Source organism: Streptomyces erythrochromogenes (assembly GCF_036170895.1).
GTDB lineage: Bacteria > Actinomycetota > Actinomycetes > Streptomycetales > Streptomycetaceae > Streptomyces > Streptomyces erythrochromogenes.
In genome coordinates this window covers 3,039,641-3,063,843 of record NZ_CP108036.1, presented here as the reverse complement: position 1 = coordinate 3,063,843, position 24,203 = coordinate 3,039,641, and the positions used below count along the sequence as shown (strand labels likewise).

23 protein-coding genes and 2 tRNA genes are annotated in these 24,203 nt (G+C 71.9%); 16 read left to right on the top strand and 9 right to left on the bottom strand.

Features of this window, described 5'->3' with window-relative positions; translation table 11 throughout:
• Positions 1–141: 141 nt before the first annotated feature.
• Together OHA91_RS13590 and OHA91_RS13585 are read left to right on the top strand one after the other, a co-directional pair.
• Positions 142–357 (top strand): hypothetical protein, encoded by a 216-nt coding sequence (locus OHA91_RS13590; RefSeq protein ID WP_031151570.1) that lies wholly within the window; start codon positions 142–144, stop codon positions 355–357.
• Positions 358–544: 187 nt separating this feature from the next.
• Positions 545–1,636 (top strand): YlbL family protein, encoded by a 1,092-nt coding sequence (locus OHA91_RS13585; RefSeq protein ID WP_031151572.1) that lies wholly within the window; start codon positions 545–547, stop codon positions 1,634–1,636.
• Positions 1,637–1,681: 45 nt separating this feature from the next.
• Here OHA91_RS13585 and OHA91_RS13580 read toward each other — a convergent pair whose 3' ends face one another.
• Positions 1,682–2,251, bottom strand: coding sequence for a PPA1309 family protein (locus OHA91_RS13580; protein WP_078959330.1), 570 nt, complete (start codon positions 2,249–2,251; stop codon positions 1,682–1,684).
• A gap of 131 nt (positions 2,252–2,382) precedes the next feature.
• On the opposite strand from OHA91_RS13580, the gene OHA91_RS13575 reads away from it, so the two are divergent.
• The 4 genes from OHA91_RS13575 (at position 2,383) to OHA91_RS13560 (ending at position 7,612) form a co-directional block, all read left to right on the top strand.
• Positions 2,383–5,259: a UPF0182 family membrane protein gene (locus OHA91_RS13575; RefSeq protein WP_051893190.1), complete on the top strand. Its 2,877-nt coding sequence runs from the start codon at positions 2,383–2,385 to the stop codon at positions 5,257–5,259.
• A gap of 52 nt (positions 5,260–5,311) precedes the next feature.
• Positions 5,312–5,385, top strand: a tRNA-Met gene (locus OHA91_RS13570).
• Positions 5,386–5,577: 192 nt separating this feature from the next.
• The gene (locus OHA91_RS13565; protein ID WP_107064719.1) at positions 5,578–7,434 is read left to right on the top strand and encodes a tetratricopeptide repeat protein; all 1,857 of its coding nucleotides are present in this window, start codon (positions 5,578–5,580) and stop codon (positions 7,432–7,434) included.
• 104 nt (positions 7,435–7,538) lie between these two features.
• Positions 7,539–7,612, top strand: a tRNA-Met gene (locus tag OHA91_RS13560).
• Between the two features lie 121 nt (positions 7,613–7,733).
• Here the strand turns inward: OHA91_RS13560 and OHA91_RS13555 are convergent.
• Positions 7,734–8,150 carry a Fur family transcriptional regulator gene (locus tag OHA91_RS13555; protein ID WP_031151582.1) on the bottom strand — a complete coding sequence of 139 codons (417 nt, stop codon included), beginning with the start codon at positions 8,148–8,150 and terminating at the stop codon, positions 7,734–7,736.
• A 130-nt stretch (positions 8,151–8,280) separates the two neighbouring features.
• Between OHA91_RS13555 and OHA91_RS13550 the strand changes: the two genes are divergently transcribed.
• Entirely contained in the window at positions 8,281–9,750 is a 1,470-nt protein-coding gene (locus OHA91_RS13550; protein ID WP_328739281.1) for a catalase, read from the top strand.
• Between the two features lie 69 nt (positions 9,751–9,819).
• On the opposite strand, the gene OHA91_RS13545 is transcribed toward OHA91_RS13550, so the two are convergent.
• The gene (locus OHA91_RS13545) at positions 9,820–10,212 is read right to left on the bottom strand and encodes a CBS domain-containing protein (RefSeq protein ID WP_031151587.1); all 393 of its coding nucleotides are present in this window, start codon (positions 10,210–10,212) and stop codon (positions 9,820–9,822) included.
• 172 nt (positions 10,213–10,384) lie between these two features.
• The gene (gene hisN, locus OHA91_RS13540) at positions 10,385–11,188 is read right to left on the bottom strand and encodes a histidinol-phosphatase (protein ID WP_031151589.1); all 804 of its coding nucleotides are present in this window, start codon (positions 11,186–11,188) and stop codon (positions 10,385–10,387) included.
• Positions 11,189–11,344: 156 nt separating this feature from the next.
• Here hisN and OHA91_RS13535 point away from each other — a divergent pair, with 156 nt between their 5' ends.
• Positions 11,345–11,887, top strand: coding sequence for a TetR/AcrR family transcriptional regulator (locus OHA91_RS13535; RefSeq protein WP_031151592.1), 543 nt, complete (start codon positions 11,345–11,347; stop codon positions 11,885–11,887).
• Here the strand turns inward: OHA91_RS13535 and OHA91_RS13530 are convergent.
• From OHA91_RS13530 to OHA91_RS13515, 4 genes are all read right to left on the bottom strand, one after another.
• The gene (locus tag OHA91_RS13530) at positions 11,853–12,176 is read right to left on the bottom strand and encodes a DMT family transporter (RefSeq protein ID WP_030658800.1); all 324 of its coding nucleotides are present in this window, start codon (positions 12,174–12,176) and stop codon (positions 11,853–11,855) included. The genes OHA91_RS13535 and OHA91_RS13530 overlap by 35 nt on opposite strands.
• A gap of 101 nt (positions 12,177–12,277) precedes the next feature.
• Positions 12,278–13,288: a ribosome small subunit-dependent GTPase A gene (gene rsgA / locus OHA91_RS13525; RefSeq protein WP_031151595.1), complete on the bottom strand. Its 1,011-nt coding sequence runs from the start codon at positions 13,286–13,288 to the stop codon at positions 12,278–12,280.
• 8 nt (positions 13,289–13,296) lie between these two features.
• The gene (gene aroA, locus OHA91_RS13520) at positions 13,297–14,655 is read right to left on the bottom strand and encodes a 3-phosphoshikimate 1-carboxyvinyltransferase (protein WP_328739280.1); all 1,359 of its coding nucleotides are present in this window, start codon (positions 14,653–14,655) and stop codon (positions 13,297–13,299) included.
• A 64-nt stretch (positions 14,656–14,719) separates the two neighbouring features.
• Complete coding sequence (locus OHA91_RS13515; RefSeq protein ID WP_031151599.1) at positions 14,720–15,433, bottom strand: M50 family metallopeptidase; 714 nt, start codon at positions 15,431–15,433, stop codon at positions 14,720–14,722.
• Positions 15,434–15,486: 53 nt separating this feature from the next.
• Between OHA91_RS13515 and OHA91_RS13510 the strand changes: the two genes are divergently transcribed.
• From OHA91_RS13510 to def, 8 genes are all read left to right on the top strand, one after another.
• Positions 15,487–16,305, top strand: a complete 819-nt coding sequence (locus tag OHA91_RS13510; protein ID WP_031151602.1) for an SOS response-associated peptidase — start codon at positions 15,487–15,489, stop codon at positions 16,303–16,305.
• Between the two features lie 25 nt (positions 16,306–16,330).
• Positions 16,331–16,981, top strand: coding sequence for an alpha/beta hydrolase family protein (locus OHA91_RS13505; RefSeq protein WP_031151604.1), 651 nt, complete (start codon positions 16,331–16,333; stop codon positions 16,979–16,981).
• 294 nt (positions 16,982–17,275) lie between these two features.
• Positions 17,276–17,920, top strand: coding sequence for a sigma-70 family RNA polymerase sigma factor (locus OHA91_RS13500; protein ID WP_031151607.1), 645 nt, complete (start codon positions 17,276–17,278; stop codon positions 17,918–17,920).
• Positions 17,917–18,222 carry a mycothiol system anti-sigma-R factor gene (rsrA, locus tag OHA91_RS13495; protein ID WP_030658812.1) on the top strand — a complete coding sequence of 102 codons (306 nt, stop codon included), beginning with the start codon at positions 17,917–17,919 and terminating at the stop codon, positions 18,220–18,222. Before OHA91_RS13500 ends, rsrA begins: the two co-directional genes overlap by 4 nt.
• A gap of 203 nt (positions 18,223–18,425) precedes the next feature.
• On the top strand, positions 18,426–19,961 hold the full coding sequence (locus OHA91_RS13490) for an HD-GYP domain-containing protein (protein ID WP_328739279.1): 1,536 nt from the start codon (positions 18,426–18,428) through the stop codon (positions 19,959–19,961).
• Positions 19,958–21,217 carry an HD domain-containing protein gene (locus OHA91_RS13485; protein WP_031151609.1) on the top strand — a complete coding sequence of 420 codons (1,260 nt, stop codon included), beginning with the start codon at positions 19,958–19,960 and terminating at the stop codon, positions 21,215–21,217. The genes OHA91_RS13490 and OHA91_RS13485 overlap by 4 nt, the downstream gene beginning before the upstream one ends.
• A gap of 120 nt (positions 21,218–21,337) precedes the next feature.
• The gene (locus OHA91_RS13480; RefSeq protein ID WP_031151610.1) at positions 21,338–22,330 is read left to right on the top strand and encodes a tetratricopeptide repeat protein; all 993 of its coding nucleotides are present in this window, start codon (positions 21,338–21,340) and stop codon (positions 22,328–22,330) included.
• Positions 22,331–22,413: 83 nt separating this feature from the next.
• A complete protein-coding gene (gene def / locus OHA91_RS13475) occupies positions 22,414–23,058 on the top strand; it encodes a peptide deformylase (RefSeq protein WP_031151611.1) in 645 nt (214 codons plus the stop codon).
• 172 nt (positions 23,059–23,230) lie between these two features.
• On the opposite strand, the gene OHA91_RS13470 is transcribed toward def, so the two are convergent.
• Positions 23,231–24,196 carry a helix-turn-helix domain-containing protein gene (locus tag OHA91_RS13470; RefSeq protein WP_031151613.1) on the bottom strand — a complete coding sequence of 322 codons (966 nt, stop codon included), beginning with the start codon at positions 24,194–24,196 and terminating at the stop codon, positions 23,231–23,233.
• Positions 24,197–24,203: the final 7 nt, after the last annotated feature.

Sequence of the window (24,203 nt, the reverse complement as noted above, 5' to 3'; positions counted from 1 at the left end):
CCGGTTGCGGAGCGTGATCGACGGGAGGGTACCCTCACACCCGTTCGGCCGCGCAACACGCCCTCGATTTGCGTAACCCCCCTACGGGCACGAGCGTTGAAGCCACCAACGGAACGCACTTCGGGGTAGGGAGGCACGCCCATGGCATCTCTGGCGTGGTTGCTGATTCCGCTTGTCGCCGCGATCGGCGCGGCGATATGGGGCAGCTGGGCGGCACGCGACCGCACGCAAGGCGACATATCCGAGCTCGCGGGCTACGCACGGTTCCGTGAAGCCATGGGCAACGGCCAGGGTCACGGCAACGCCGACCAGGTCAGGGCGAAGGCCGAGGCGGCTTCCGCCTCCGACGCCGTCTGACGCCGTCCGACGCCGTCCGACCCGGCGCGGGGCGTCCCGCCCCGCTCCCTTCCACCCCGCTCCCTCCCGCTCCGCACCGCGCACCCCGTGAGATCCCGCTGAGATTTCGCTGAGAGTTTCGCGCACGGACCCCGTACGGACCGGCCCCGAGGGCCGCTCGCCGGGGCCGTCCCGTACTGTCGGATCCATGCCACGCCGCACCGCGACGATGCTCGCCTCCACCCTGGTGCTGTTCGCGCTGCTCTGCGCAGGGGTGTTCATCAAGGTCCCGTACTCCGAGATGAGCCCCGGCCCGACCGTGAACACGCTCGGGGACTCGCAGGGCGCGCCGGTCCTCAACATCTCGGGGCGCAAGACGTACCCGACCAGCGGTCACCTCAACATGACGACGGTGCGCGTCACGGGCGCCGACTACGAGATGAACCTGGTGGAGGCCGTCTACGGGTGGCTGGCCGGCGACAACATCGTCGTCCCGCACGAGAACCTCTACCCGAACGGCAAGACCGACGCGGAGTCCACCCAGGAGAACGCCGAGGAGTTCAGCCAGTCGCAGCAGAGCGCCAAGGTCGCGGCGCTCAAGCAGCTGGGCATCCCGGTCACGCCCCGCGTGATCGTCGCCTCCGTGGTCAAGGACAGCCCCTCCGAGGGCCGGCTGCACGCCGGCGACGTGGTCAAGGCCGTGGACGGCGCCCCCGTCACCGCCCCCGAGGACGTGGCCAAGCTCGTCACCAAGCACAAGCCCGGCGAACCGGTCGAGTTCACCATCGTGCCCGCCGCCGACGCCGCCGCGGCGGCGAAGGCCGGCCGCGAGCCCACCGGCACCTCCAAGGTCACGGTCACCGCCGGCAAGGCGGAGGGCGACGGCCGTGCCATCGTCGGCATCCGGGCCGGCAGCGACCACACCTTCCCGTTCACGATCGACATCAAGCTCGCCGACGTCGGCGGCCCGAGCGCCGGGCTGATGTTCGCGCTGGGCATCGTCGACAAGCTGACCCCGGAGGACCTGACCGGCGGGAAGTTCGTCGCCGGCACCGGCACCATCGACGACGCCGGCAAGGTCGGTCCCATCGGCGGCATCCAGATGAAGACCATCGGCGCCCGCAAGGCCGGCGCGGAGTACTTCCTCACCCCCGCAGACAACTGCGCCTCCGCGGCCTCCAACGTGCCGGACGGGCTGACGCTGGTGAAGGTCTCCACCATCGACGACGCCACGAAGTCGCTGCAGAAGATCAGCAGGGGGGACACGGCCGGGCTGCCGCAGTGCAGCGCCAAGCCCTGACCGGTCCGCCTCCCCGGCCCAGCCGGCAAGCTCCGAAAGGGCGGCCTAGGCGAAGGTCGCGGCCAGGGCCTCGGCCAGGCCCGGCACCAGGCCCCCGCCGGTGAGGACCTCCGTCGAGGAGTCCTTCTCGCGCAGCCGTACGGCGGACTCCCGCGAGCCGTCGCGCAGCACGGCCACGGTGAGCCGGACCTCCTGCCGCTCCGGGTGGGAGGCGACCCACTTCGACAGCTGCTTGTCGCTCAGGCCCTCCGGTACGGAGGCCTCCGCGGACGGCGGCAGCATCAGGCGCTCGACGGTCAGCGCACACCCGACAACGGCGTCGGGCCAGGCGATGGTGCCCAGGAACTTGTCGAGGGGGGTCCCGGACGGGACCGTGTCCTGCTCGATCGGGGTGAGGGAGCTCTTGCCGGCGTCGTCCTTGTCGAGGCCGAGCTGGGAGGCCAGGCGCGGCTCCTGCTTCTTGAGCCGGGCGGTGTCGACCAGCGCGAACAGCCGCGCGGGCTTGTCCCAGCCGAGGCCGGCCGCGTACTCGTCGATCTCGAGACAGGCGCGGGTCAGCGGGCTGGCCGCCATGGGGGTGCCGGGGGAAGGCGAAACGTTGGACATGGACAACATCCTGCCTCCTTTCCGCCCCATACCGGGAACTGACCGGAGCCTCAGTAAGTTGCATGAATGGGCTCTACGATCGGGGGTCCGTTCAATACCAGTACTCAGCGACTTTCGAGGTGCGCACCTTGGCTTTCCAGATGCCGGACCGCGGCGGAGGCCCTTCCGGGCCACGGATGAGAGTCGGACGCCCCTCCCGGCGTGCTCGCACTCTCCTCATGACCTTGGGCGTGCTGGCCGTCCTGGGAATGCTCTTCATCATGTTCGCTGGCTTCTGGACGGACTGGCTCTGGTTCCGCTCCGTGAAGTACTCCACCGTCTTCACCACCACGCTGTGGACCAAGATCGGCCTCTTCGCCGTCTTCGGCCTGCTGATGGCCGGTGCGGTCGGGCTGAACATCTGGCTGGCGCACCGGCTGCGGCCGCCGCTCAGCGCGATGTCGATGGAGCAGCAGAGCCTCGACCGCTACCGGATGAGCATCGCCCCGTACAAGAAGTGGCTGCTCCTGGGCATCTCGGTGCTCGTCGGCCTGATCGCCGGAGCCTCGGCGGCCGGTCAGTGGAAGACCTGGCTCATGTACGTGAACGGGGTGCCCTTCGGCACGAAGGACCCCCAGTTCCACATGGACGTGTCCTTCTACACCTTCGACCTGCCCTGGTACCGCTTCCTGCTGGGCTTCGGCTTCGCCGCCGTCGTCCTGTCGGTGATCGCCGCGACCGTCGTGCACTACCTGTACGGCGGACTGCGCGTGACCAGCCCGGGCGCCCGGGCCACCGCGGCCGCGACCGGGCACCTCTCGGTGCTCCTCGGCCTCTTCGTCACGCTCAAGGCGGTCGCGTACTGGCTCGACCGGTACGGCCTCGCCGTGAAGTCCAGCGACTTCAAGGCCGCCGACAACTGGACGGGCCTGCGGTACGTCGACGCCAACGCCTACCTGCCGGCGAAGACGATCCTCGTCGCCATCGCCGCGATCTGCGCCGTGCTGTTCTTCGCGACGCTGTGGCGCCGCACCTGGCAGCTGCCGGTGATCGGCTTCGGCCTGATGGTGCTCTCGGCGATCCTGATCGGCGGGCTCTACCCGGCGATCGTGCAGAAGTTCCAGGTCCAGCCGAACGAGCAGGCCAAGGAATCCCCGTACGTCCAGAAGAACATCAAGGCGACGCGCGACGCCTACGGGATCGCCGGCGCCGAGGTCAAGGACTACCCGGGCGTGCCGCAGACCGAGGACCGCACCAAGCTGCGGTCGGCGGCCGACACCACGGCCAGCCTGCGCCTCCTCGACCCGAACATCGTCTCGCCCGCCTTCCAGCAGCTGCAGCAGGTCAAGGGCTACTACGCCTTCCCGTCCACGCTCGCCGTCGACCGGTACAGCGGCCAGGACACGGTCATCGGCCTGCGTGAGCTGAACATCGGCGGCATCCCGAAGAACAACTGGATCAACGACCACTTCAAGTACACGCACGGCTACGGCGTGGTCGCGGCCAAGGGCACCACCGTGAAGGACGGCGCCCCCGACTTCACCCAGTCCGACCTGCCCTCCAAGGGGATGTTCGGCACGGACTTCGAGCAGCGGATCTACTACGGCGAGCAGACGAAGCAGTACTCGATCGTCGGCGGGCCGCAGAAGGAGCTCGACTACTCGGACGACAAGGGCGAGAAGGAGACCAGCTACAAGGGCGACTCCGGCGTCAACCTGGACAACCCGGTCAACCGGGCCGCCTACGCGCTGAGCTTCAGCGAGCCGCAGATCCTGTACTCGGGAGCCATCGGCGAGGGCTCGCGGATCCTCTACAACCGCACGCCCAAGCAGCGCGTCGAGGCCGTCGCCCCGTGGCTGACCATCGACGGCGCCCCCTACCCGGCCGTGATCGACGGCCGGATCAAGTGGATCGTCGACGCCTACACGACCACCAACGGCTACCCGTACGCCTCGCGCACCACGCTGGGCCAGAGCACCGCGGACTCGCTGACCAACAGCCAGCGCGCGGTGGTCGCCCAGGAGAACCAGGTCAACTACATCCGCAACTCGGTGAAGGCGACCGTCGACGCGTACGACGGCTCGGTCGACCTGTACCAGTGGGACACCCAGGACCCGGTCCTGAAGACGTGGATGAAGGCGTTCCCGGGCACGGTGAAGCCCAAGAGCGAGATCGACAAGCCGCTCATGGACCACCTCCGCTACCCGCAGGACCTCTTCAAGGTCCAGCGCGAGTTGCTGACGCGGTACCACGTCACCGACCCGCAGACCTTCCTCAGCGGCAGTGAGGCCTGGGCCGTCCCGGACGACCCGACGACCAAGGCCGGCACGGCGGTTCCGCCGTACTACCTGTCGATGAAGATGCCGGAGCAGAAGGAGAAGGACCAGGTCTTCTCGCTCACGACGACCTTCACGCCGAACGAGCGGCCCAACCTGAGCGCCTTCATGTCGGTCAACGCCGATCCGGGCACCGCGGACTACGGCAAGATCCGCATCCTGAAGATGCCCACCAGCAAGCCGCCGGAGGGCCCCGGCCAGGTGCAGAGCAAGTTCCAGTCCGAACCGAAGATCGCCGAGTCCATCCGCCTGCTGCGCGGTGGTGACTCGGAGATCGAGTACGGCAACCTGCTCGCGGTGCCGCTCGACGGCGGGATGCTCTATGTCGAACCGGTCTACGTCCGCAGTTCCGGCCTCAAGTACCCGCTGCTGCGCAAGGTGCTGGTGACCTACGGAAACCAGACCGCCTTCGAGGACACCCTGGAGAAGGCGCTGAACGTGGTCTTCGGGGCCGAGGCCCCGACCACGCCGGTGCCGCCGGCCCAGCCGCCGGGCGAGGGCACCGTCACGCCCCCGACCAACCAGGACCCGACGGTCAAGGCGGCCCTCTCAGACGCCCAGAAGGCGATCGAGGAGGCCGAGAAGGCCAGGCAGGCCGGTGACTGGGCGGCCTTCGGCAAGGCCCAGGACGACATCAAGGCCGCGCTGAAGCGGGCGATCGAGGCGGAGGCGAAGGCCACGCCCCCTCCCTCGGGCGGCTGATGATCAAAGAGTGAGGGTTCCGTCCCGCGTCGTGATACTGTGGTTTCACCGACGCGGGGTGGAGCAGCTCGGTAGCTCGCTGGGCTCATAACCCAGAGGTCGCAGGTTCAAATCCTGTCCCCGCTACTGAAAACGAAGGCCCGGATCCATGGGATCCGGGCCTTCGTCATGTCCGGACGGGACACGCGGTAGCTGAGGTGGGTGAGTTGGGGCAGGAGCGTGTTTGACTTACCTCACTGTGGGCATGTCGACAAAACGCTGTAGTGACCTCACTGACTGCGACATACCAGGTGTACGCGGGTAGCAGGTGATGCGACGATGGGATTTATGGGGGACAGGTCAACTCTGCTGGAGACAGGGCGGTTTGTGAGGGCGCAGGCCGAAGCGGGCACAGGAGCCAACGAGTCGGCACCCGTTGCCGACACGCAGACCGCGCTGACCGATGCGGATTTCGCACAGGAGATGTTCGCCGAGACCGACGCGGCGAGCGACGCCGAGCTGGAGGCCCGGCACCGGGTGGCCGCCGACAAGGGCGACCCCGGTGCCATGAGCGTGCTCGGCGCGCTGCTGCTGCGCCGCGGAGACCTGGACGGCGCCGAGCCGTACCTGCGCGGGGCCACCGCCGAGGGGGACCGCGCCGCCGCCAACAACCTGGGCGTCCTGCTGCTCCAGCGGGGCTACCCCGAGGAGGCCGCCGGCTGGTGGCGGGTCGCCGCCGTGGCCGGCTCCGCGCCCGCCGCGCACGCCCTGGGCCGTCACTTCCGCGAGCGCGGGGACGAGCCGGCCGCCGAGTACTGGCTGCGCCAGGCGGCGGAATCCGGCCACGCACTGGGCGCGTACGGGCTGGCCGACCTGCTGGAGCACCGCGGGGACAAGGGCATTGAGCGGTGGTTCCGCGCCGCCGCCGAACAGGGTCACCGCGAGGCCGCCTACCGGCTGGCGAGGCACCTGCGCAAGGGCGACCCCGCCGAGGCCGAGCAGTGGTACCGCCAGGCCGCCGCCCGCGGGCACCGGCGCGCGGCGCTGCACCTGGGCGCCCTGCTGGAGGCGCGCGGGGAGCTCAAGGAGGCCGGGCGCTGGTACCTGACCTCCGCCAAGCAGGGTGAGGCGCGGGCCGCGTGCGCGCTCGGCTTCCTGCTGCGCGACGCCGGCGACGAGGAGAGCGCGGCCGCGTGGTGGCACAGGGCGGCGAAGGACGGCGACGGCAACGCCGCGAACGCCCTGGGCGCGCTGCACGCCGCGCGGGGCGAGACCCAGACCGCGGAGCGCTGGTACCGGACCGCCATGGACGCCGGAGATCAAAACGGGGCGTACAACCTTGCTTTGCTGTGCGCCGCACAGGACCGGACCGCGCAGGCCGAGCAGTGGTACCGGCGCGCCGCCTACGCCGGCCACCGCGAAGCGGCCAACGCGCTGGCCATCATGCTGCTCCAGGTCGGCGACGCGGCGGGCGCGGAGCCGTGGTTCTCGAAGGCCGCGGAGGCGGGCAGCGTCGACGCAGCCTTCAACCTCGGCATCCTCTTCGCCAGCCGCGACGAGGACCGCACGGCGCTGAAGTGGTACGAGCGGGCCGCCTCGGCCGGCCACACCGACGCCGCCCTCCAGGTCGGCATCGCGCTGGTGCGGGACGGGGAGGAGCGGGCCGCCGAGCGGCACCTGCGGTGCGCGGCGGGCGGCGGCAGCGCAGAGGCGGCGTTCCGCCTGGCCGCGCTGCTGGAGTCGCTGGCTCCGCCGCCGGAGCCGCCGGCGCTGGGCGAGCCGGTGGGCAGCGCCCCGCGCACCGAGAGCGAGGAGTGGTACGAGCGGGCCGCCGAGCTGGGGCACCGCCGGGCCCAGGTGCGCGTCGGCATGCTGGCGGCCGCCCGCGGCGACATGGAGTCGGCTGCCCGCTGGTACCGGGAGGCGGCCGAGGCCGGGTCCCGCAACGGCGCGTTCAACCTGGGCCTGCTGCTGGCCCGCGAGGGGAGCGAGCCGGAGGCGGCCCTGTGGTGGACGCGCGCGGCGGTGGCCGGCCACGGCCGCGCCGCCCTGCGGCTGGGGCTGCTGGCGGCCCGCCACGGCGACCTCGCGGAGGGCCAGAAGTGGTGCGCCCGCGCCATGGAACTGGGGCCCGCGGAGGTCTCGGAGCGCGCGGCCCGGCTGCGCGAGGCCCTGGCGGAGGAACTCTCGGCGTGAACCGGGTGCGGGGCCGGGCCGGGGCCCCGGCCGGACCCCCGCTCGCCCCCCGGTTAACCGATTTGCATCTGCCGGGGGCCTTCACGTAACGTTGGGTTCACCGACGCGGGGTGGAGCAGCTCGGTAGCTCGCTGGGCTCATAACCCAGAGGTCGCAGGTTCAAATCCTGTCCCCGCTACTGAAGACTCAGGGCCCGGATCCAATGGATCCGGGCCCTGAGTCGTTTCCATGGGCGAAGTGCCCGGGGATGCGCAAAGGCCCGGACCCCGCAGGGGGCCGGGCCTTTCTGTCGTCCGGTATCAGGCGCTCGCGCAGTTCGGGCAGACGCCGCGGTAGGTGACCTCGACCGCCGACACGACGAAGCCGAAGCGCTCCGAGTCGGGCAGGTCGGCCAGCGGGTTGCCCGCGGGGTGGACGTCGCGGATGGCGCCGCACTGCGCGCAGACCAGGTGCTGGTGCGGCCGGTGGGCGTTCGGGTCGTACCGCTTGGCGCGCCGGTCCGTGGCGACCTCCAGGACCTCGCCGAGGGAAACGAGCTCGCCCAACGTGTTGTAGACGGTCGCGCGCGAGATCTCGGGCAGCTTGGCCACGGCGCGTGCGTGCACCTCGTCGGCCGTCAGGTGCACGTGGTCACCGTCGAGCACCTCGGCCACGACGCGCCGCTGTGCCGTCATGCGCCAGCCGCGTCCGCGAAGTCGTTCCAGCAGGTCACTCATAGACATCAGCCTAACAGCGAGGGGATTCGGTGTAACTCCCGAACCAGTGCGGAATTGGATGCTTACTTGACTTAGACAAAGTCCATCGTAGGATCGAGTACGGCAAAGGCCAAGGACAGGACACGCAGCAATGACGCAGGAGGCGCACGTGACGCAGGGACCGCTCACCACGGAGGCCGGGGCGCCGGTGGCCGACAACCAGAACAGCGAGACGGCCGGCTTCGGCGGTCCCGTTCTGGTCCAGGACCAGCTCCTGCTGGAGAAGCTCGCGCACTTCAACCGCGAGCGCATCCCGGAGCGCGTGGTGCACGCCCGCGGCGCCGGCGCGTACGGCACCTTCACGCTGACCCGTGACGTCTCGCAGTGGACCCGTGCCGCCTTCCTGTCCGAGGTCGGCAAGCAGACCGAGACCTTCCTGCGCTTCTCCACCGTCGCGGGCAACCTGGGCAGCGCCGACGCGGTGCGCGACCCCCGCGGCTGGGCGCTGAAGTTCTACACCGAAGAGGGCAACTACGACCTCGTCGGCAACAACACCCCGGTGTTCTTCATCAAGGACGCCATCAAGTTCCCCGACTTCATCCACACCCAGAAGCGCGACCCGTACACGGGCTCGCAGGAGGCGGACAACGTCTGGGACTTCTGGGGCCTGTCGCCCGAGTCCACGCACCAGGTGACCTGGCTGTTCGGCGACCGCGGCATCCCGGCTTCCTACCGCCACATGAACGGCTACGGCTCGCACACGTTCCAGTGGAACAACGAGGCCGGCGAAGTCTTCTGGGTCAAGTACCACTTCAAGACCGACCAGGGCATCAAGAACCTCACTCAGGCCGAGGCCAACCGGCTGGCCGGCGAGGACCCGGACTCCCACCAGCGCGACCTGCGCGAGGCCATCGAGCGCGGCGACTTCCCCACCTGGACCGTGCAGGTCCAGATCATGCCCGCGGCCGACGCCGCGACCTACCGCTTCAACCCGTTCGACCTCACCAAGGTGTGGCCGCACGAGGACTACCCGCCGATCGAGATCGGCAAGCTGGAGCTCAACCGCAACCCGGAGAACGTCTTCGCCGAGGTCGAGCAGTCCGTCTTCAGCCCGGCGCACTTCGTTCCCGGCATCGGTCCGTCCCCGGACAAGATGCTCCAGGGCCGCCTCTTCGGCTACGGCGACGCCCACCGCTACCGCGTCGGCATCAACGCCGACCACCTGCCGGTGAACCGTCCGCACGCCACCGAGGCGCGCACCAACTCCCGTGACGGCCACCTGTACGACGGCCGCCACAAGGGTGCGAAGAACTACGAGCCGAACAGCTTCGGCGGCCCGCACGAGACCGGCCGCCCGCTGTGGCAGCCGGTCGCGGTCACCGGTGGCACGGGCAACCACGCCGCCCCCGTGCACAGCGAGGACAACGACTTCGTCCAGGCCGGCAACCTCTACCGCCTGTACTCCGAGGACGAGAAGGGCCGTCTGATCGATAACCTCTCCGGCTTCATCGCCAAGGTCTCCCGCGACGACATCGTCGAGCGCGCGATCGACAACTTCCGCCAGGCGGACGGCGACTTCGGCAAGCGCCTCGAAGCCGCGGTCCAGGCCCTCCGCGCCTGACGGGGACCGCTTGCCGTAGCAGGACGCCGGGCCGCAGACCTCTTCGCAGGTCTGCGGCCCGGCGCCGTTTCACGCGGAGACCGCGCGCCGCGCCGGGACCCAGCAGCGGATGACGTCGCGCACGGACACGATGCCCACCGGTCCGCCGTGCTCCAGCACGATCAGGTGCCGGAAACCGCCGTGGGCCATGGCCTCGGCGGCTTCCTGCAGCGTTGCGTCGGGAGTGCAGAAGACGACGTTGTTGGTGGTGTGCGCACCCACCGACTCCCGGTCGGGATCGTGGCCCGCGCCGATCGAGTTGAGGATGTCGCGCTCGGTCAGGATGCCGATTCCGCTGTGGTCGGGGTCGAGGACGACGGCCGCGCCGACGCGCCGGCCGGACATCAGGCAGGCCGCCTGCCGGAGGGTGTGTGCGGGTCCGAGGGTGAGGATCACGGTGCTCATTGCGTCACGGACGAGCATGAAGAGAGCCACCTCCTGGGGTGAGTCCCCCGCTTGGGTGGGTGCACAGCGCGAAGTCGCCTCCAGTGAAACGCTTCACAAAGGCACAAGCGGGGGGGATTCTCAGATTCCCACGGACCGGGAGGGCCAGCAAGGAGGCGTGCGAAAGGAGCGCGCCCGGCGCACGGGTGTGTCAGGCGCGCGGGCGGAGCAGGTCGAGCATCTCCTCGTGGAGCAGTCCGTTCGACGCCGCAGCGTTCCCGCCGTGCACGCCGTCGACCCCGTCAAGGCTGGTGAAGCGGCCGCCCGCCTCCTGGACCACGACCGCGACGGCCGCCATGTCCCACAGGTTCAGTTCCGGCTCGGCGCACAGGTCCAGGGAGCCCTCCGCGACCATCATGTACGGCCAGAAGTCTCCGTAGCCGCGGGTGCGCCAGCACGCCCGGGTCAGGTCCAGGAAGCCGGGCAGCCGCCCCTGCTCCTCCCAGCCGCTCAGCGAGGAGTACGCGAACGAGGCGTCGCCCAGCCCGCCCACCCGGGACACACCGATCGGGGTGGGCTCGCCGAGCGCGCCGCCCGAGTACGCGCCGCCACCCTGTGACGCCCACCAGCGACGGCCCAGCGCCGGCGCGGACACCACGCCGACCACGGGGCGGAACACGCCGTCCTCGCCCTCCGCCATCAGGGAGATCAGGGTCGCCCAGACGGGGACCCCGCGCACGTAGTTCTTCGTACCGTCGATCGGGTCCACGACCCAGCGGCGCGGGCCGCTGCCCCTGAGCCCGTACTCCTCGCCCAGGATGGCGTCGTCGGGCCGGGCCGCCGTGATGCCGGCCCGGACGACCTCCTCCGCGGCCTTGTCCGCCTCGCTCACCGGGGTCATGTCCGGCTTCGTCTCGACCTTCAGGTCGAGGGCGCGGAACCGCTCCATCGTGGCGACGTCCGCCGCGTCGGCGAGTTCGAGGGCAAGGCGCAGGTCATCGTCATACTCGGGCATGCCCGAACAGTAGCGAGACTCCCCGACCCCGGCCAACGAGGTCCACACTGCGGCCGGCCGGGCGCGGCCGGACGAGCCCCTTGACAGCCGATGCGCCCTTGACAGGGTCTGGCGCCCCGTCAACTCTGGCCGGAGAACCGAGGCGGGGAGGCGCGGATGCCGGCAGCCCGGGAGTCCTTGCTGGACGCGGCGGCAGCGGCGCTCTCGGCGCGCCCCTGGCCGGACGTCCGGATGGTCGACGTGGCCGCCGCGGCCGGGGTGTCGCGGCAGACCCTCTACAACGAGTTCGGCGGCAAGGCGGGCCTGGGCCGCGCCCTGGTCCGGCGCGAGGCCGACCGGTACCTGGAAGGGGTGGACCGGGTCCTGTCCACCCCGGTCCGGGCCCCCGAGCGGCTCGCCGCGGTCGCGGAGTGGACCGTACGGGCCGCCCGCGCGCACCCCCTCGTACGGGCCCTGCTCACCGGCAGCTGGGGGCCGGGCCTGCCCGCCGCGGGCAGGCGCGAACCGGGGCCCGGTGAGCTCGCCCGGACGGTGCGCGACCGGGCGGCCGCCGCGCTCACGCCGGGCGAGGGGCCGCAGCGGTGCGAGCTGGCGGTGCGGCTCGCCCTCTCCTACGTGATCGCGCCGGGGGAGGAACCGGGTCCGGGGGAGCTGATCGGGCTGCTCAGTGCGCCGATCCGGACAGCTGGAGCCCGATGACCCCCAGGATGACCAGCGTGATCGAGACGAGTTTGAGGGTGGAGACCAGGTCGCCGAGGAAGACCATGCCGTAGATAGCGGTACCGGCCGCGCCGATGCCCGTCCAGACCGCGTACGCCGGGCCCACGTCCAGCTTCTTGAGGGCCAGCGTCAGCAGGCCGAAGCTGCCGAGCGCGAAGCAGGCGAAGGCGACGGTCGGCCACAGTCGGGTGAATCCGTGGGAGAGCTTGAGGCAGACCGCGAAACCGGTCTCCAGGAGTCCGGCGACGACGACCAGCAGCCACGCCATGGCGAATGCCTCCCCGCGTCATGTGACATCGCGTCACTTGGTGCGATTATGCACTTATCCAGACAGGTCCCCCGACAAACACGGCATGCCCGCCGGGTCGGTCAGTCGCCCTCGCGGCGCTCCCGCGTCGCCAGCAGCCGCCGCAGCGAATAGAGCCGCGCCGGATCCGCGTGGCCGTCCTCCACCCACTTGTCGAGCGCGCAGTCCTGCTCGTCGTGGCTGCACGCGCGCGGGCACTCCTCCGTACCGGGCACCAGGTCCGGGAAGGCCAGGATCACCCGGGACGGGTCCACGTGGTGCAGGCCGAAGGAACGCACGCCCGGGGTGTCGATGACCCAGCCGTCGCCCGAGGGCAGCGGCAGCGCCAGCGCCGAGGTGGTCGTGTGCCGGCCGCGGCCGGTGACCGCGTTCACGTGCCCGGTGGCACGCTGGCGGCCCTCGGCGACCAGCGAGTTCACCAGGGTGGTCTTCCCGACGCCGGAGTGGCCGACGAAGGCGGTGATCCGGCCGGTCAGACGCTCGCGGACCCGCTCGGCCGCGTCGCCGGCGGCCAGCTCCTCGCGGTTGGTGACCACGTAGTTCAGGCCGAACGTCGAGTAGATCTCCAGGATCTTGTCCGCGGAGGTCAGGTCGGACTTGGTCAGCACCAGCAGCGGCTCCAGCCCGGCGTCGTACGCCGCCACCAGGCAGCGGTCGATCATCCGGGGCCGCGGCTCCGGATCGGCCAGGGCGGTGACGATCGCCAGCTGGTCGGCGTTGGCGACCACCACCCGCTCGTACGGGTCGTCGTCGTCCGCGGTGCGCCGCAGGACGGACTTGCGCTCCTCGATCCGCACGATGCGGGCCAAGGTGTCCTTCTTGCCGGACAGGTCACCGACGATCCAGACCAGGTCGCCCACGACCGCCGCCTTGCGGCCCAGCTCCCGGGACTTCATCGCGGTGATCGTGCGCCCGTCGACCAGGCAGGTCAGCCGGCCGCGGTCGACGGTCAGGACGAAGCCCTCGGAGGCGTCCTCGTGCTTGGGCCGGATGTTCGTCCGGGGCCGGTTGCCCTTGGGGTTGGGGCGCTGGCGGATGTCGTCCTCGTCGGTGTTCTTGCCGTACCTGCGCATGACGTGCCCTACGCTCCCGCACCCGCTTCGGGTCCCGAGTCCCCGGCCAGCATGTCCGTCCACATCTTCGGGAAGTCCGGCAGGGTCTTCGCGGTCGTGGCCACGTTCTCGATCTGCACGCCCTCCACGGCCAGGCCGATCACCGCACCCGCGGTGGCCATCCGGTGGTCCTCGTACGTGTGGAACACCCCGCCGTGCATCCGGCGCGGCCGGATGCGCAGGCCGTCCTCGGTCTCGGTGACGTCGCCGCCGAGCGCGTTGATCTCCTTGGTCAGCGCGGCCAGCCGGTCCGTCTCGTGCAGCCGCAGGTGGGCGACCCCGCGCAGCACCGACTCGGAATCGGCCAGGGCCGCCACCGCCGCGATGCCCGGGGTGAGCTCGCCGACCTCGCTCAGGTCCACGTCGATGCCGTGGATCTTGCCGGTGCCGGTGAAGACCAGCCCCGCGTCCGTCAGTTCGCAGGACCCGCCCATCTCCGTGAAGATCCGGCGCAGCGCGTCACCGGGCTGCGTGGTGCGGCGCGGCCAGTCGGGAACGGTGACCGTGCCGCCCGTGATCAGGGCCGCGGCCAGGAAGGGCTGCGCATTGGACAGGTCCGGCTCCACGACCATGTCGCGGCCGAGCAGGGCGCCCGGGGCGACCCGCCACACGTCCTTCTCGCCGCCGGCCTCGGGGGTGTCCACCTGGACGCCCGCGGCGCGCAGCATCTCCACGGTCATCCGGATGTGCGGCATCGACGGCAGGTTGCCGCCCACGTGCCGGACCTCGACGCCCTGGTTGAACCGCGGGGCCGAGAGCAGCAGCGCGGAGACGAACTGGGAGGAGTTGCTGGCGTCGATCTCGACCGTGCCGCCCTCCAGCGCCCCGCCGCCCTGGACGGTCATGGGCAGCGCGCCCCGGCCGTCGTCGTCGATCCGGGCGCCGAGCGTGCGCAGGGCGGTGATGACCTGGCCGAGCGGGCGCTCGTAGGAGCGCGGGTCGCCGTCGAAGCGGATGTCGCCGTCGGCGAGGGTGGCGACGGGCGGCAGGAAGCGCATGACCGTCCCGGCGTTGCCGACGTCCACCGTCGTCGGGCCGTGCAGCGCCGCCGGGATGACCCGCCAGGCCTCGCCGCTCGCGCCGGCGCCGGCGGAGCTGGAGGAGACGGTCTCCTCGATGCCCACGCCCATCGCGCGCAGCGCGTCCGACATCAGCTGGGAGTCGCGCGAGCGCAGCGGGCGGCGCACCCAGCCCGGCTCGGAGGCGAGGGCGGCGAGCACGAGGGCGCGGTTGGTGACCGATTTGGACCCCGGCACCGTGACGGTGGCGTGGACGGTCCCATCGGCGAGCGGAGCGGGCCAGAGGGCAGGGGCGGGGGTCTCGGTCATGGCCCCCACTTTAGTGGCTTCCTCCGGGCCCGGATCTTGATCGCCCTCCGGTCTCAGAGGGTGGTCACAGGCCGAGCAGCCAGCGGCCGCCGCCGACCAGCGAGCACAGCGCGACGACGTGGAAGAAGAGCAGCCACACCACGGGGTGCAAGTGGGTGAGGCGTCCCAGCTGGTCGGCGTCGGAATCGGGCGCGCCGCCGCCCCGCCGCTTGGCGCCCAGCTCGAAGACCGGCCGGACCCCGCCCAGCAGCAGGAACCACACGACGAGGTAGGCGAAGCCCGCCTGCACCTCGGCCGGGGTCAGCCAGGACACCAGCAGGAAGGTTCCGCCGGTCAGGACCACCGTCAGCGCCCCGTACGCGTTCCGGATCATCACGAGCATGGCCACCAGCAGGGCCGTGGCCGCCCACAGGAGCAGCGTGATCCGGTGCGCCGACAGCAGGGCCGCCCCGCCGAGGCCGAGCAGTGAGGGCGCGGTGTAGCCGCCGGCCGCGGTCAGGACCATCCCCAGCCCCGTCGGCTTGCCCCGGCTGACGGTGACCCCGCTGGTGTCGGAGTGCAGGCGTATCCCGCTCAGCCGGCGCCCGGTGAGCAGCGCCAGCAGGCCGTGCCCGCCCTCGTGCGCGATGGTGATGGCATTGCGCGACAGCCGCCACAGCGGGCGGGGCCCCACAGCGGCCAGCGCGACCACGCCGGTCGCTATCACCAGCCACTGCTCCGGTGCGGTCTGTATGCCCGTGAGCCGGTCCCACAGGCCGGCCGTCGTGCTGCTGTCCATGAGGTGGCGGACTCCTTGCGGTGGTGTGCGGGGGACATGGCAGTGTGGCAGCCATGTGCGGACGGTATGCAGCCAGTCGTGGACCGCAGGACCTCGTGGAGGCCTTCGGCATCGAGAAGTGGGAGCCGGAGGAGGCCCTGGCCCCCGACTTCAACGTGGCGCCGACGAAGGAGGTCCACGTCGTCCTCGACCGCCCTGTGAAGGACGCTTCGCACCCGCGTCCGGTTCGCCAGCTGCGCGTCCTGAAATGGGGACTCGTGCCCTCCTGGGCCAAGAACCCCGACGGCGCCGCCCGGATGATCAACGCCCGGTCGGAGACCCTGCACGAGAAGCCGTCCTTCCGCCGGGCGTTCGCGCAGCGCCGCTGCATCATCCCCGCCGACGGCTACTACGAGTGGGTCACCGCCCACGACGAGCGGCAGCTGGAGGTGGAGGGCAGGAAGAAGCGGGCCCGCAAGCAGCCCTACTTCGTGCTCCCCGCCGACGGCTCCCTGTTCGCCATGGCCGGCATATACGAGTTCTGGCGCGACCGGACCCTGCCCGACGAGCACCCCCTCGCCTGGTGGGTGACCTGCTCGGTGATCACCACCGAGGCCGAGACGGGGCCGCTGGGCGTCGCCCCCGCCGAAGGACCGCGCACGCTGTCCGAGATCCACCCGCGGATGCCGCTGATGCTCACCCCCGACCGCTGGGACGCCTGGCTGGACCCCGCGAACACCGACACCGAGGGCTCCCTGCGGGAGCTGCTCGCGCCGCCGCCGGGCGGCCTGATGCGCGCCTACCCGGTGTCCACGGCGGTGAGCAGCGTGCGCAACAACGGGCCGGAACTGCTGACGGAGCTGGCCGCGCCGGAGGAGGGCACCCTCTTCTGACCGGCCGGGACGGCACGATGGGGGCATGACCACGCGTACCGAGAGTGTCGACACCCCGGCGGGCGAGGCCCGCATCACCTGGCACACCGCTCCCGGGGCCCGGCTCGTCCTCGCCGTGAGCCACGGAGCCGGCGGCGGCATCGAGGCCCGGGACCTGCAGGCGCTGGCCGCCGCCCTGCCCGCCCGCGGGATCACGGTGGCGCTCGTCGAACAGCCCTGGCGGGTCGCCGGGAAGAAGGTCGCCGCCGCGCCCAAGGTGCTGGACGAGGGCTGGCGCGGGCTGTGGCCGGCGCTCACCCGACCCGGGCTGCCCGTGGTCGCGGGCGGGCGCAGCGCCGGGGCCCGCGTGGCCTGCCGCACCGCCGCGGAACTGGACGCCGCCGGGGTACTGGCCCTGGCGTTCCCGCTGCACCCGCCGGGCCGGCCCGAGAAGTCCCGCGCCGAGGAGCTCACCGGCGCGGGCCGGCCCGCCCTCGTGGTCCAGGGCGGCCGGGACCCCTTCGGCCGTCCCGAGGAGTTCCCGGCGCCGGGCGGGAGGCACCCGTACGAGCTCGTGGAGGTGGCCCACGGCGATCACGGGTTCGCCGTGCCGAAGAAGGCCGCCACCACCCAGGAGGAGGCACTGCGGACGATCACCGACGCGGTCGGGGAGTGGCTCGCGCGGCTCACCGCGTGACGCGGACCACACCTGCAGGTTCCGGCCCGTCGAAGGCCGAAAACCCGTGGCGCGCCGGGGAATGCGCCGCCCCGCGCCTCTGTTGTCTCGGATGTCGGTACGTACGGAACGTCGGAGGAGAGGGAGCGCATGACCCAGGTCATCAGCCAGAACCGTCCGCAGGCCGCTGACCTGGACTGGACGGTGCTGCCCGCCCCCAAGCGCAGCCCGCTTCGGGCGGCGGGGGGCCGGGAAGGTCGACTATTCTCCGATTCGAGCGGATCCGCTTTCGGAGCCGCCACGCAGTCGGAGGAGGTGGGTCCTGTCGCTGGGACCGACGAAGGCCACGCGGAGGAGACGACCCTGGAGCGCAACGCGCGCTTCGAACGGGACGCCCTCGGCTACCTCGACCAGATGTACTCGGCCGCGCTGCGCATGACGCGCAACCCGGCCGACGCCGAGGACCTGGTCCAGGAGACGTACGCGAAGGCGTACGCGTCCTTCCACCAGTTCCGCGAGGGCACCAACCTGAAGGCGTGGCTGTACCGCATCCTGACCAACACGTTCATCAACTCCTACCGCAAGAAGCAGCGCGAGCCGCAGCGCAGCGCCGCGGAGGAGATCGAGGACTGGCAGCTGGCGCGCGCCGAGTCGCACATGTCGACCGGACTGCGCTCGGCCGAGTCGCAGGCGCTCGACCACCTGCCCGACTCGGATGTGAAGGAAGCGCTGCAGGCCATTCCGGAAGAGTTCCGCATCGCGGTCTATCTTGCAGACGTAGAGGGCTTTGCGTACAAGGAGATCGCGGACATCATGGGTACACCCATCGGAACGGTCATGTCGCGACTGCACCGTGGCCGCCGTCAACTCCGCGGAATGCTGGAGGACTACGCCCGTGAGCGCGGGCTGGTTCCCGCGGGCGCGGGCGAGGCGAACGACCGGAAAGGCGCGGGCTCATGAGTTGCGGAGAGCCGCACGAGACAGAGTGCTCTGAGGTCCTGGACCACCTGTACGAGTTCCTCGACCATGAGATGCCCGACAGCGACTGCACGAAGTTCGAGACCCACTTCGGCGAGTGCAACCCCTGTCTGGAGAAGTACGGCCTGGAACAGGCCGTGAAGAAGCTGGTCAAGCGCTGCTGCGGGTCGGACGACGTGCCGACCGACCTGCGGTCGAAGGTGATGGGCCGGATCGAGCTGATCCGGTCGGGGCAGGCGGTGCCCGACCACGACGTCACCGCCGACAATCCCGCGCCCGGCTGACCGCTCCGGTATCCGTCGAACGGCTGAACACCCGCCCCCGGAAGATCAGTTCATTCACCCGAATGTGCTAATCCGGGGGCGTCCGCATGGCGCAATACGAAAATGCGGCCCGCCCCGCTCCGGGCCCACCTATTCTCCCCAATCGGTACCGGTTCGATTCGGCACCGGCACCCGGCTTGAACGGCCCAGGGGAGGAGAGCGCCATGCGGGATCTTCCGCCGGCCGCGCGCGGATTCGTCCTCAGTGCCGTCCTGGCGGCACTCGCCTGCACCGCCCCGGCCCTGACGGATCCCGCCACGCCCTGGCCGGCCGTCATCCTCCTCGCCGTGCTCTACCTCGGCTGCGAACTCGTGAAGCTCTGCCCGCTGCCGGGCGGGCGGGTGCCCGAGGGCACCGGCTCCTTCCTCCCCGTGGTGCTCGCCGCCGTCTTCCTGCTGCCGCCCGCCGCCGCCGCGCTCGTGGCGCTGCCCGGAGGCTTCGCCGCCACCGTGGTCCGGCGGCCCGCCACGGTGCGCCGGGTGTGGCACGGAGCCCAGCAGGCCATCGGCGCATGGGCGGCGGGACAGGTTTTCCGGCTGCTGGACGGCCCGGCCGCGCTCGGCGGAGGGCTCTCCTCCGGGGCCGGGCACCCCGGGTGGCCGGCCGACTTCCCCTACGCGATGCTCCCCGCGACGGCGGCGGCCACCGCCTTCTGCCTGGTGGTCACCGCGCTCGACGGGGGCATCCTGGCCGCCGCCGAGCGCAGGCCCGCCGCCACCGCCTGGCACGGCCTGGTCGCCGGCTCCCTCGCCCCGCACTGCGTCCACGGCCTCGCCGGCCTGATGATGGCCGTCATGTGGCGCAGCCCGTACGGGGTCCCGGCCGCGCTGCTCGTCCTGCTGCCGATGTACGTCTCCTGCTGGGTCTTCGCCCAGTACCAGCGCGAGCGCGCCGCCCACCAGGCCACCATCCGGGCCCTCGTCCAGGCCGTCGACATCAAGGACCGCTACACGCGCGGCCACAGCGAACGGGTCGGCCAGGCCTCCACCATGATCGCCCGCGAGCTGGGGATGGCCGAGGACCGGCTGGAAGTGGTGCGCATCGCCGGCATCCTGCACGACGTCGGCAAGCTCGGCGTCCCGACCCGGCTGCTGCGCAAGGACGGTCCGCTCACCCCGCAGGAGCGCCGGATCATCGAGCTGCACCCCGAGTACGGGCACGAGATGGTGCGCGGCATCGGCTTCCTGGGCGAGGCCAGGTCCGCGATCCTGCACCACCACGAACGGGTCGACGGCACCGGCTATCCGTACGGGCTGACCGGCGAGCAGATCCCGGTGCTGGCCCGGGTGGTGGCGGTGGCCGACGCCTTCGACGCCATGACCTCGACCCGCTCGTACAGCCGGGCCCGGCCGGTGCCCACCGCCCTCGCCGAGCTGGAGCGGTGCGCGGGGGCCCAGTTCGATCCGGCGATGGTGCGGGCCCTGACGGACGCGATCGGCCGACACGGCTGGCACCCGGTGGTCACCTCGGACGACGACCTCCAGGTGATCAGTTCCGCCGCCGGGGGCCCCGCCGGGGCTCCCACCGCGGCGGCGGAGCCGGCCGCGCCGCACGGCCAGGGCTCCCGGCCGGGCCCCGGCCCTGGTCCCGCCCGCGGTTCCGCTTCCGGTCCCGGTCCCGGTGTTCCGGCGGGCCGCCGGGCCGGTGCGGGGCCGAGCGGCGCCGAGGACCCGTTCCCGCCCGCCCGGGGCGGGCGGTGAGGGGGGCCGCCGCCTGGGCCGTGCACGCCGCGGCCGGGGCGCTCGCCGCCGTCGCCCTGGCCCACACCCTGTGGCACGGCCTGGCCGAACCCGGGGCCGCCCTGGCCTTCGGCACCCTGGTCGCCGTCGGCGAACTCGCCCGCAGGGACCGGCCGGGCGCCCCCGACCACCAGGGCGCCCCGCTCGGCTCGGCCGGCGCCCTCGCCTACGCCCTGCTCGGCCAGAACGCCGGCCGGCCGACCCACCACGGGGTCCTGGAGACCGTCGCCGTCGTCGCCGCGGCCGCCCTCGCCGGGATCGTCCCGCACGTGGCCCGCGGCCGCGGGCCCGCCGCCGACCACCTGGCCCGCCGGGTGCTCACCGTCGCCTTCGCCGCCGCCTGCTTCCAGCCGCTCTACAACTCCGGCCTGCTGGAGGAGCGGGTCGGCCAGGGACCGTACCTCGTCGTCTTCCTGCTGCTCCTGCTGGGCCTCACCGCCCTGTGCGACGCCGTGCTCGCCACCGCTCTCGGCGGTGCCCGCACGGGCCGCCCGTACGGGCCCCTGCTGCGCGACGGGCTCCGCGCCCAGCTCGGCATCGGCCCGGCGATCTGCGCCACCGGCGTCGTCATCGCGCTCGGCGCGGCCGTCGCGGGCCTGTGGGCCATCCCCGTCTTCAGCGTGCCGCTCCTGCTGACCCAGCTGTCCTTCCACCGGATCACCGCGATCCGCACCACCTACCGCCAGACCATCACCTCCCTGGCCCGGGCCACCGAGATCGCCGGGTACACCCCGCCGGGCCACTCCCGCCGTGTCGCGGCCCTGAGCTGCGCCGTCGGCCGGGAGCTGGGCCTGTCGGAGCGGGAGCTCACGGTGCTGGAGTACGCCGCCCTGATGCACGACATCGGCCAGCTCTCCCTGGTCGACCCGGTGCCGGACGGGGCCACCGCCGAGCTGCCCGCCGCCGAGGCCCGCCGGATCGCCGGGCTGGGCGGGGAGGTGGCCCGGCAGACCGGGGTGCCCGCCGAGGTCGCCGTGGTGGTGGAGCGGCAGGCGGACCCGTACCGGGAGCAGCCCCCGCTCGCCCGCATCGTGCGCGCGGTCAACGCGTACGACGACCTCGTCGGCGGGAGTCGTCACCCGGGCGGCTCACTGGCCGCTCTGGAACAGCTCCGTCTGGGGACCGGGCACGATTACCAGCCGGAGGTCGTCGAATGCCTGGCGAGGGTTCTGGCCAGGGGCGGACGTGGCAGAGTGGTGCCCGTCCCACCGGGGTAACCCATGGGTAATGAGCGGCCGTCCGAGTGGGCATGGTTGGATGCCAGTAAGAGTGTCCGCAAGGCTGCACCGTAGTCCCCCAGCCACCGCTGGGAGGGTGCCCCCAGGCAGGCGGGAATCGTGAGGATCTTCGGGAAGGTACGGCATCGGCCCTCCGCCTCGTGGCGGCAGGCCACCGACCGCGCGTTCACGCTGATCGGCGACGGGCGGTACGAGGACGCCGGCGCGCTTCTGACCAGAGCCGCGGACCTGGAGCCCTGGCTCTCCGAGTCCTGGTTCAACCTGGCCCTGCTGCACAAGTTCCGGCACGACTGGGAGCAGGCGAGGGCCGCCGGACTGCGCGCCGTGGCGCTGCTGGACCGCGAGACCGGCGCCCCGGACTGGTGGAACGTCGGGATCGCCGCCACCGCGCTCCAGGACTGGCCACTGGCCCGGCGGGCCTGGCAGGCGTACGGCCTGAAGGTGCCCGGCGACCCCCACGGCAGCGGGAACGGCGAACCGGTCGGCATGGAACTCGGCAGCGCCGCCGTGCGGCTCTCGCCGGAGGGCGAGGCCGAGGTGGTGTGGGGCCGCAGGCTGGATCCGGCCCGCCTGGAGGTCCTGTCGATCCCGCTGCCCTCCTCGGGGCGGCGCTGGGGCGAGGTCGTTCTCCACGACGGGGTCCCGCACGGCGAGCGGGTGACCGCGGCAGGCCCCTCGTACCCGGTGTTCGACGAGATCGAGCTGTGGGCGCCCTCGCCGGTGCCGACCTGGGTGGTGCTGCTGGAGGCGGCCACCGAGGCGGACCGCGACGCGCTGGAGCAGCTGGCCTCGGACGCGGGCTTCGCCGCCGAGGACTGGTCCTCGTCGGTGCGGCTGCTGTGCCGGACCTGCTCGGAGAGCGAGATGCCGAGCGACGAGGGCGACGGCGAGCACCTGGATCCACACGACCACAGCGAGCCGGGACACCCCGGGCCGCTGGGGCACCGTACGGCCGGCTCCGGCTCCCTGTGGGTGCCGGAGCGCGAATGCGGCATCGCCGCGCCGGCCGGACTCGTGCGCGGACTCCTCGACGGCTGGGTCGCCGACAGCCCGGACAGCCGCGAGTGGCGGGATCTCGAAGAAGTCTGCTGAAACGGGGCCGTAGGCTGTACGGGCACATCGGTGGCCATCGGCGATCACCGGTGACCGGGACTTACGGAAGGCGTACGGCGGACATGGCGCAGCAGGAGAACCAGGTTGTCGATGGTGGCGAGGTCGTGAACGACGGGTACGTCGTGGACACCGAGGACTGTGAGGCGCGCGAGCTGGCCCACCGGGAGCGTGGCACCGCCCGCCCCATCACGGTCGTCGGCAACCCGGTCCTGCACCGCGAGTGCAAGGACGTCACCGAGTTCGGCGACGAGCTGGCCCAGCTGATCGACGACATGTTCGCCAGCCAGAAGGCCGCCGAGGGCGTGGGCCTGGCCGCGAACCAGATCGGCGTGGACGCCAAGGTCTTCGTCTATGACTGCCCGGACGACGAGGGAGTGCGCCACACCGGTGTCGTGGTCAACCCGAAGCTCGTCGAGCTCCCGGCCGGCTCGCGGGTGCTGGACGACTCCAACGAGGGCTGCCTGTCCGTCCCGACGGCGTACGCCTCGCTGGCCCGCCCGGACTACGCCGAGGTCGAGGGCCAGGACGCCCAGGGCAACCCGATCAAGGTCCGCGGCACCGGCTACTTCGCCCGCTGCCTGCAGCACGAGACCGACCACCTGTACGGCTACCTGTACATCGACCGGCTCTCGAAGCGGGACCGCAAGGACGCCCTGCGCCAGATGGCGGAGGGCACCCCGCGCTACGAGACCGTCCCCAACGCCTAGGCCGTCTCTTTCGGATCTTGTCGGTAGAGCCCGCGTCGTCCGGTGCCGTGCATCGCAAGGCGGAGGGGCGCCCGAGTACTGGACGTACTCGGGCGCCCCGACAACGCGGCGAGGTGCGGTGCTGGGCGGCGCGGGCCCGGCAAGATCCGAAAGAGAGGGCCTGGGCCTCGTCCTAAGCGGCCTGCGGGCCCCGGAAGGCACGCCTGAAGGCGTTCGGCGTGGTGCCCAGGGTCCGCAGGAAGTGGTGGCGCAGGGCCGCCGCGTTGCCGAAGCCCGAGCGGCCGGCGATCGCGTCGACCGTGTGGTCGGTGGACTCCAGCAACTCCTGCGCGAGCAGCACCCGCTGGCGCAGCACCCACTTGTACGGGGTGGTGCCGGTCTCCTGGAGGAAGCGGCGGGCGAAGGTCCGCGGCGACATGTGCGCGCGCTCCGCGAGCTGCTCGACGGTGATCTCCTCGTCCAGGTGGCGGCCCATCCACTGGATCACCTCGCCCACCGTGTCGCAGGACGTGCGCGGCAGCGGCCGCTGGATGTACTGCGCCTGCCCGCCGTCCCGGTGCGGCGGCACGACCATCCGCCGCGCGATGGCGTTGGCCACCTCGGCGCCGTGCTCCTGGCGCACCACGTGCAGGCAGGCGTCGATGCCGGAGGCGGTGCCGGCCGAGGTGATCACGGGGCCCTCGTCGACGTAGAGCACGTCCGGGTCGACCCGCGCCCGCGGGAAGCGCCGGGCCAGGGCCGGCGCGTGCATCCAGTGCGTGGTGCAGCGCCGGCCGTCCAGCAGCCCGGCAGCCCCCAGCACGTACGCCCCGCTGCACACGCTGAGCACCCGCGCGCCGCGCTCCACGCCGCGGCGCAGCGCGGCCAGGAGCGGCTCCGGGTAGGTGCGCTCGGAGGCGTTGCGGAAGGCGGGCACGCAGATCAGGTCGGCGCTCTCCAGCCGCTCCGGCCCGTGGGCGGGGGCGAACGCGAAACCGGTCCCCGACATGGTCAGGGGGCCGTCCTCCGCCGCGCACACCGCGTAGTCGTAGACCGGCAGCCCGTGGTCGCTGCGGTCGATCCCGAAGACCTCGCAGAAGATCCCGAACTCGAAGGGGGCGACTTCGTCGAGGAGGGCCACGGCCACGTTGTTCAGCATGGATCCA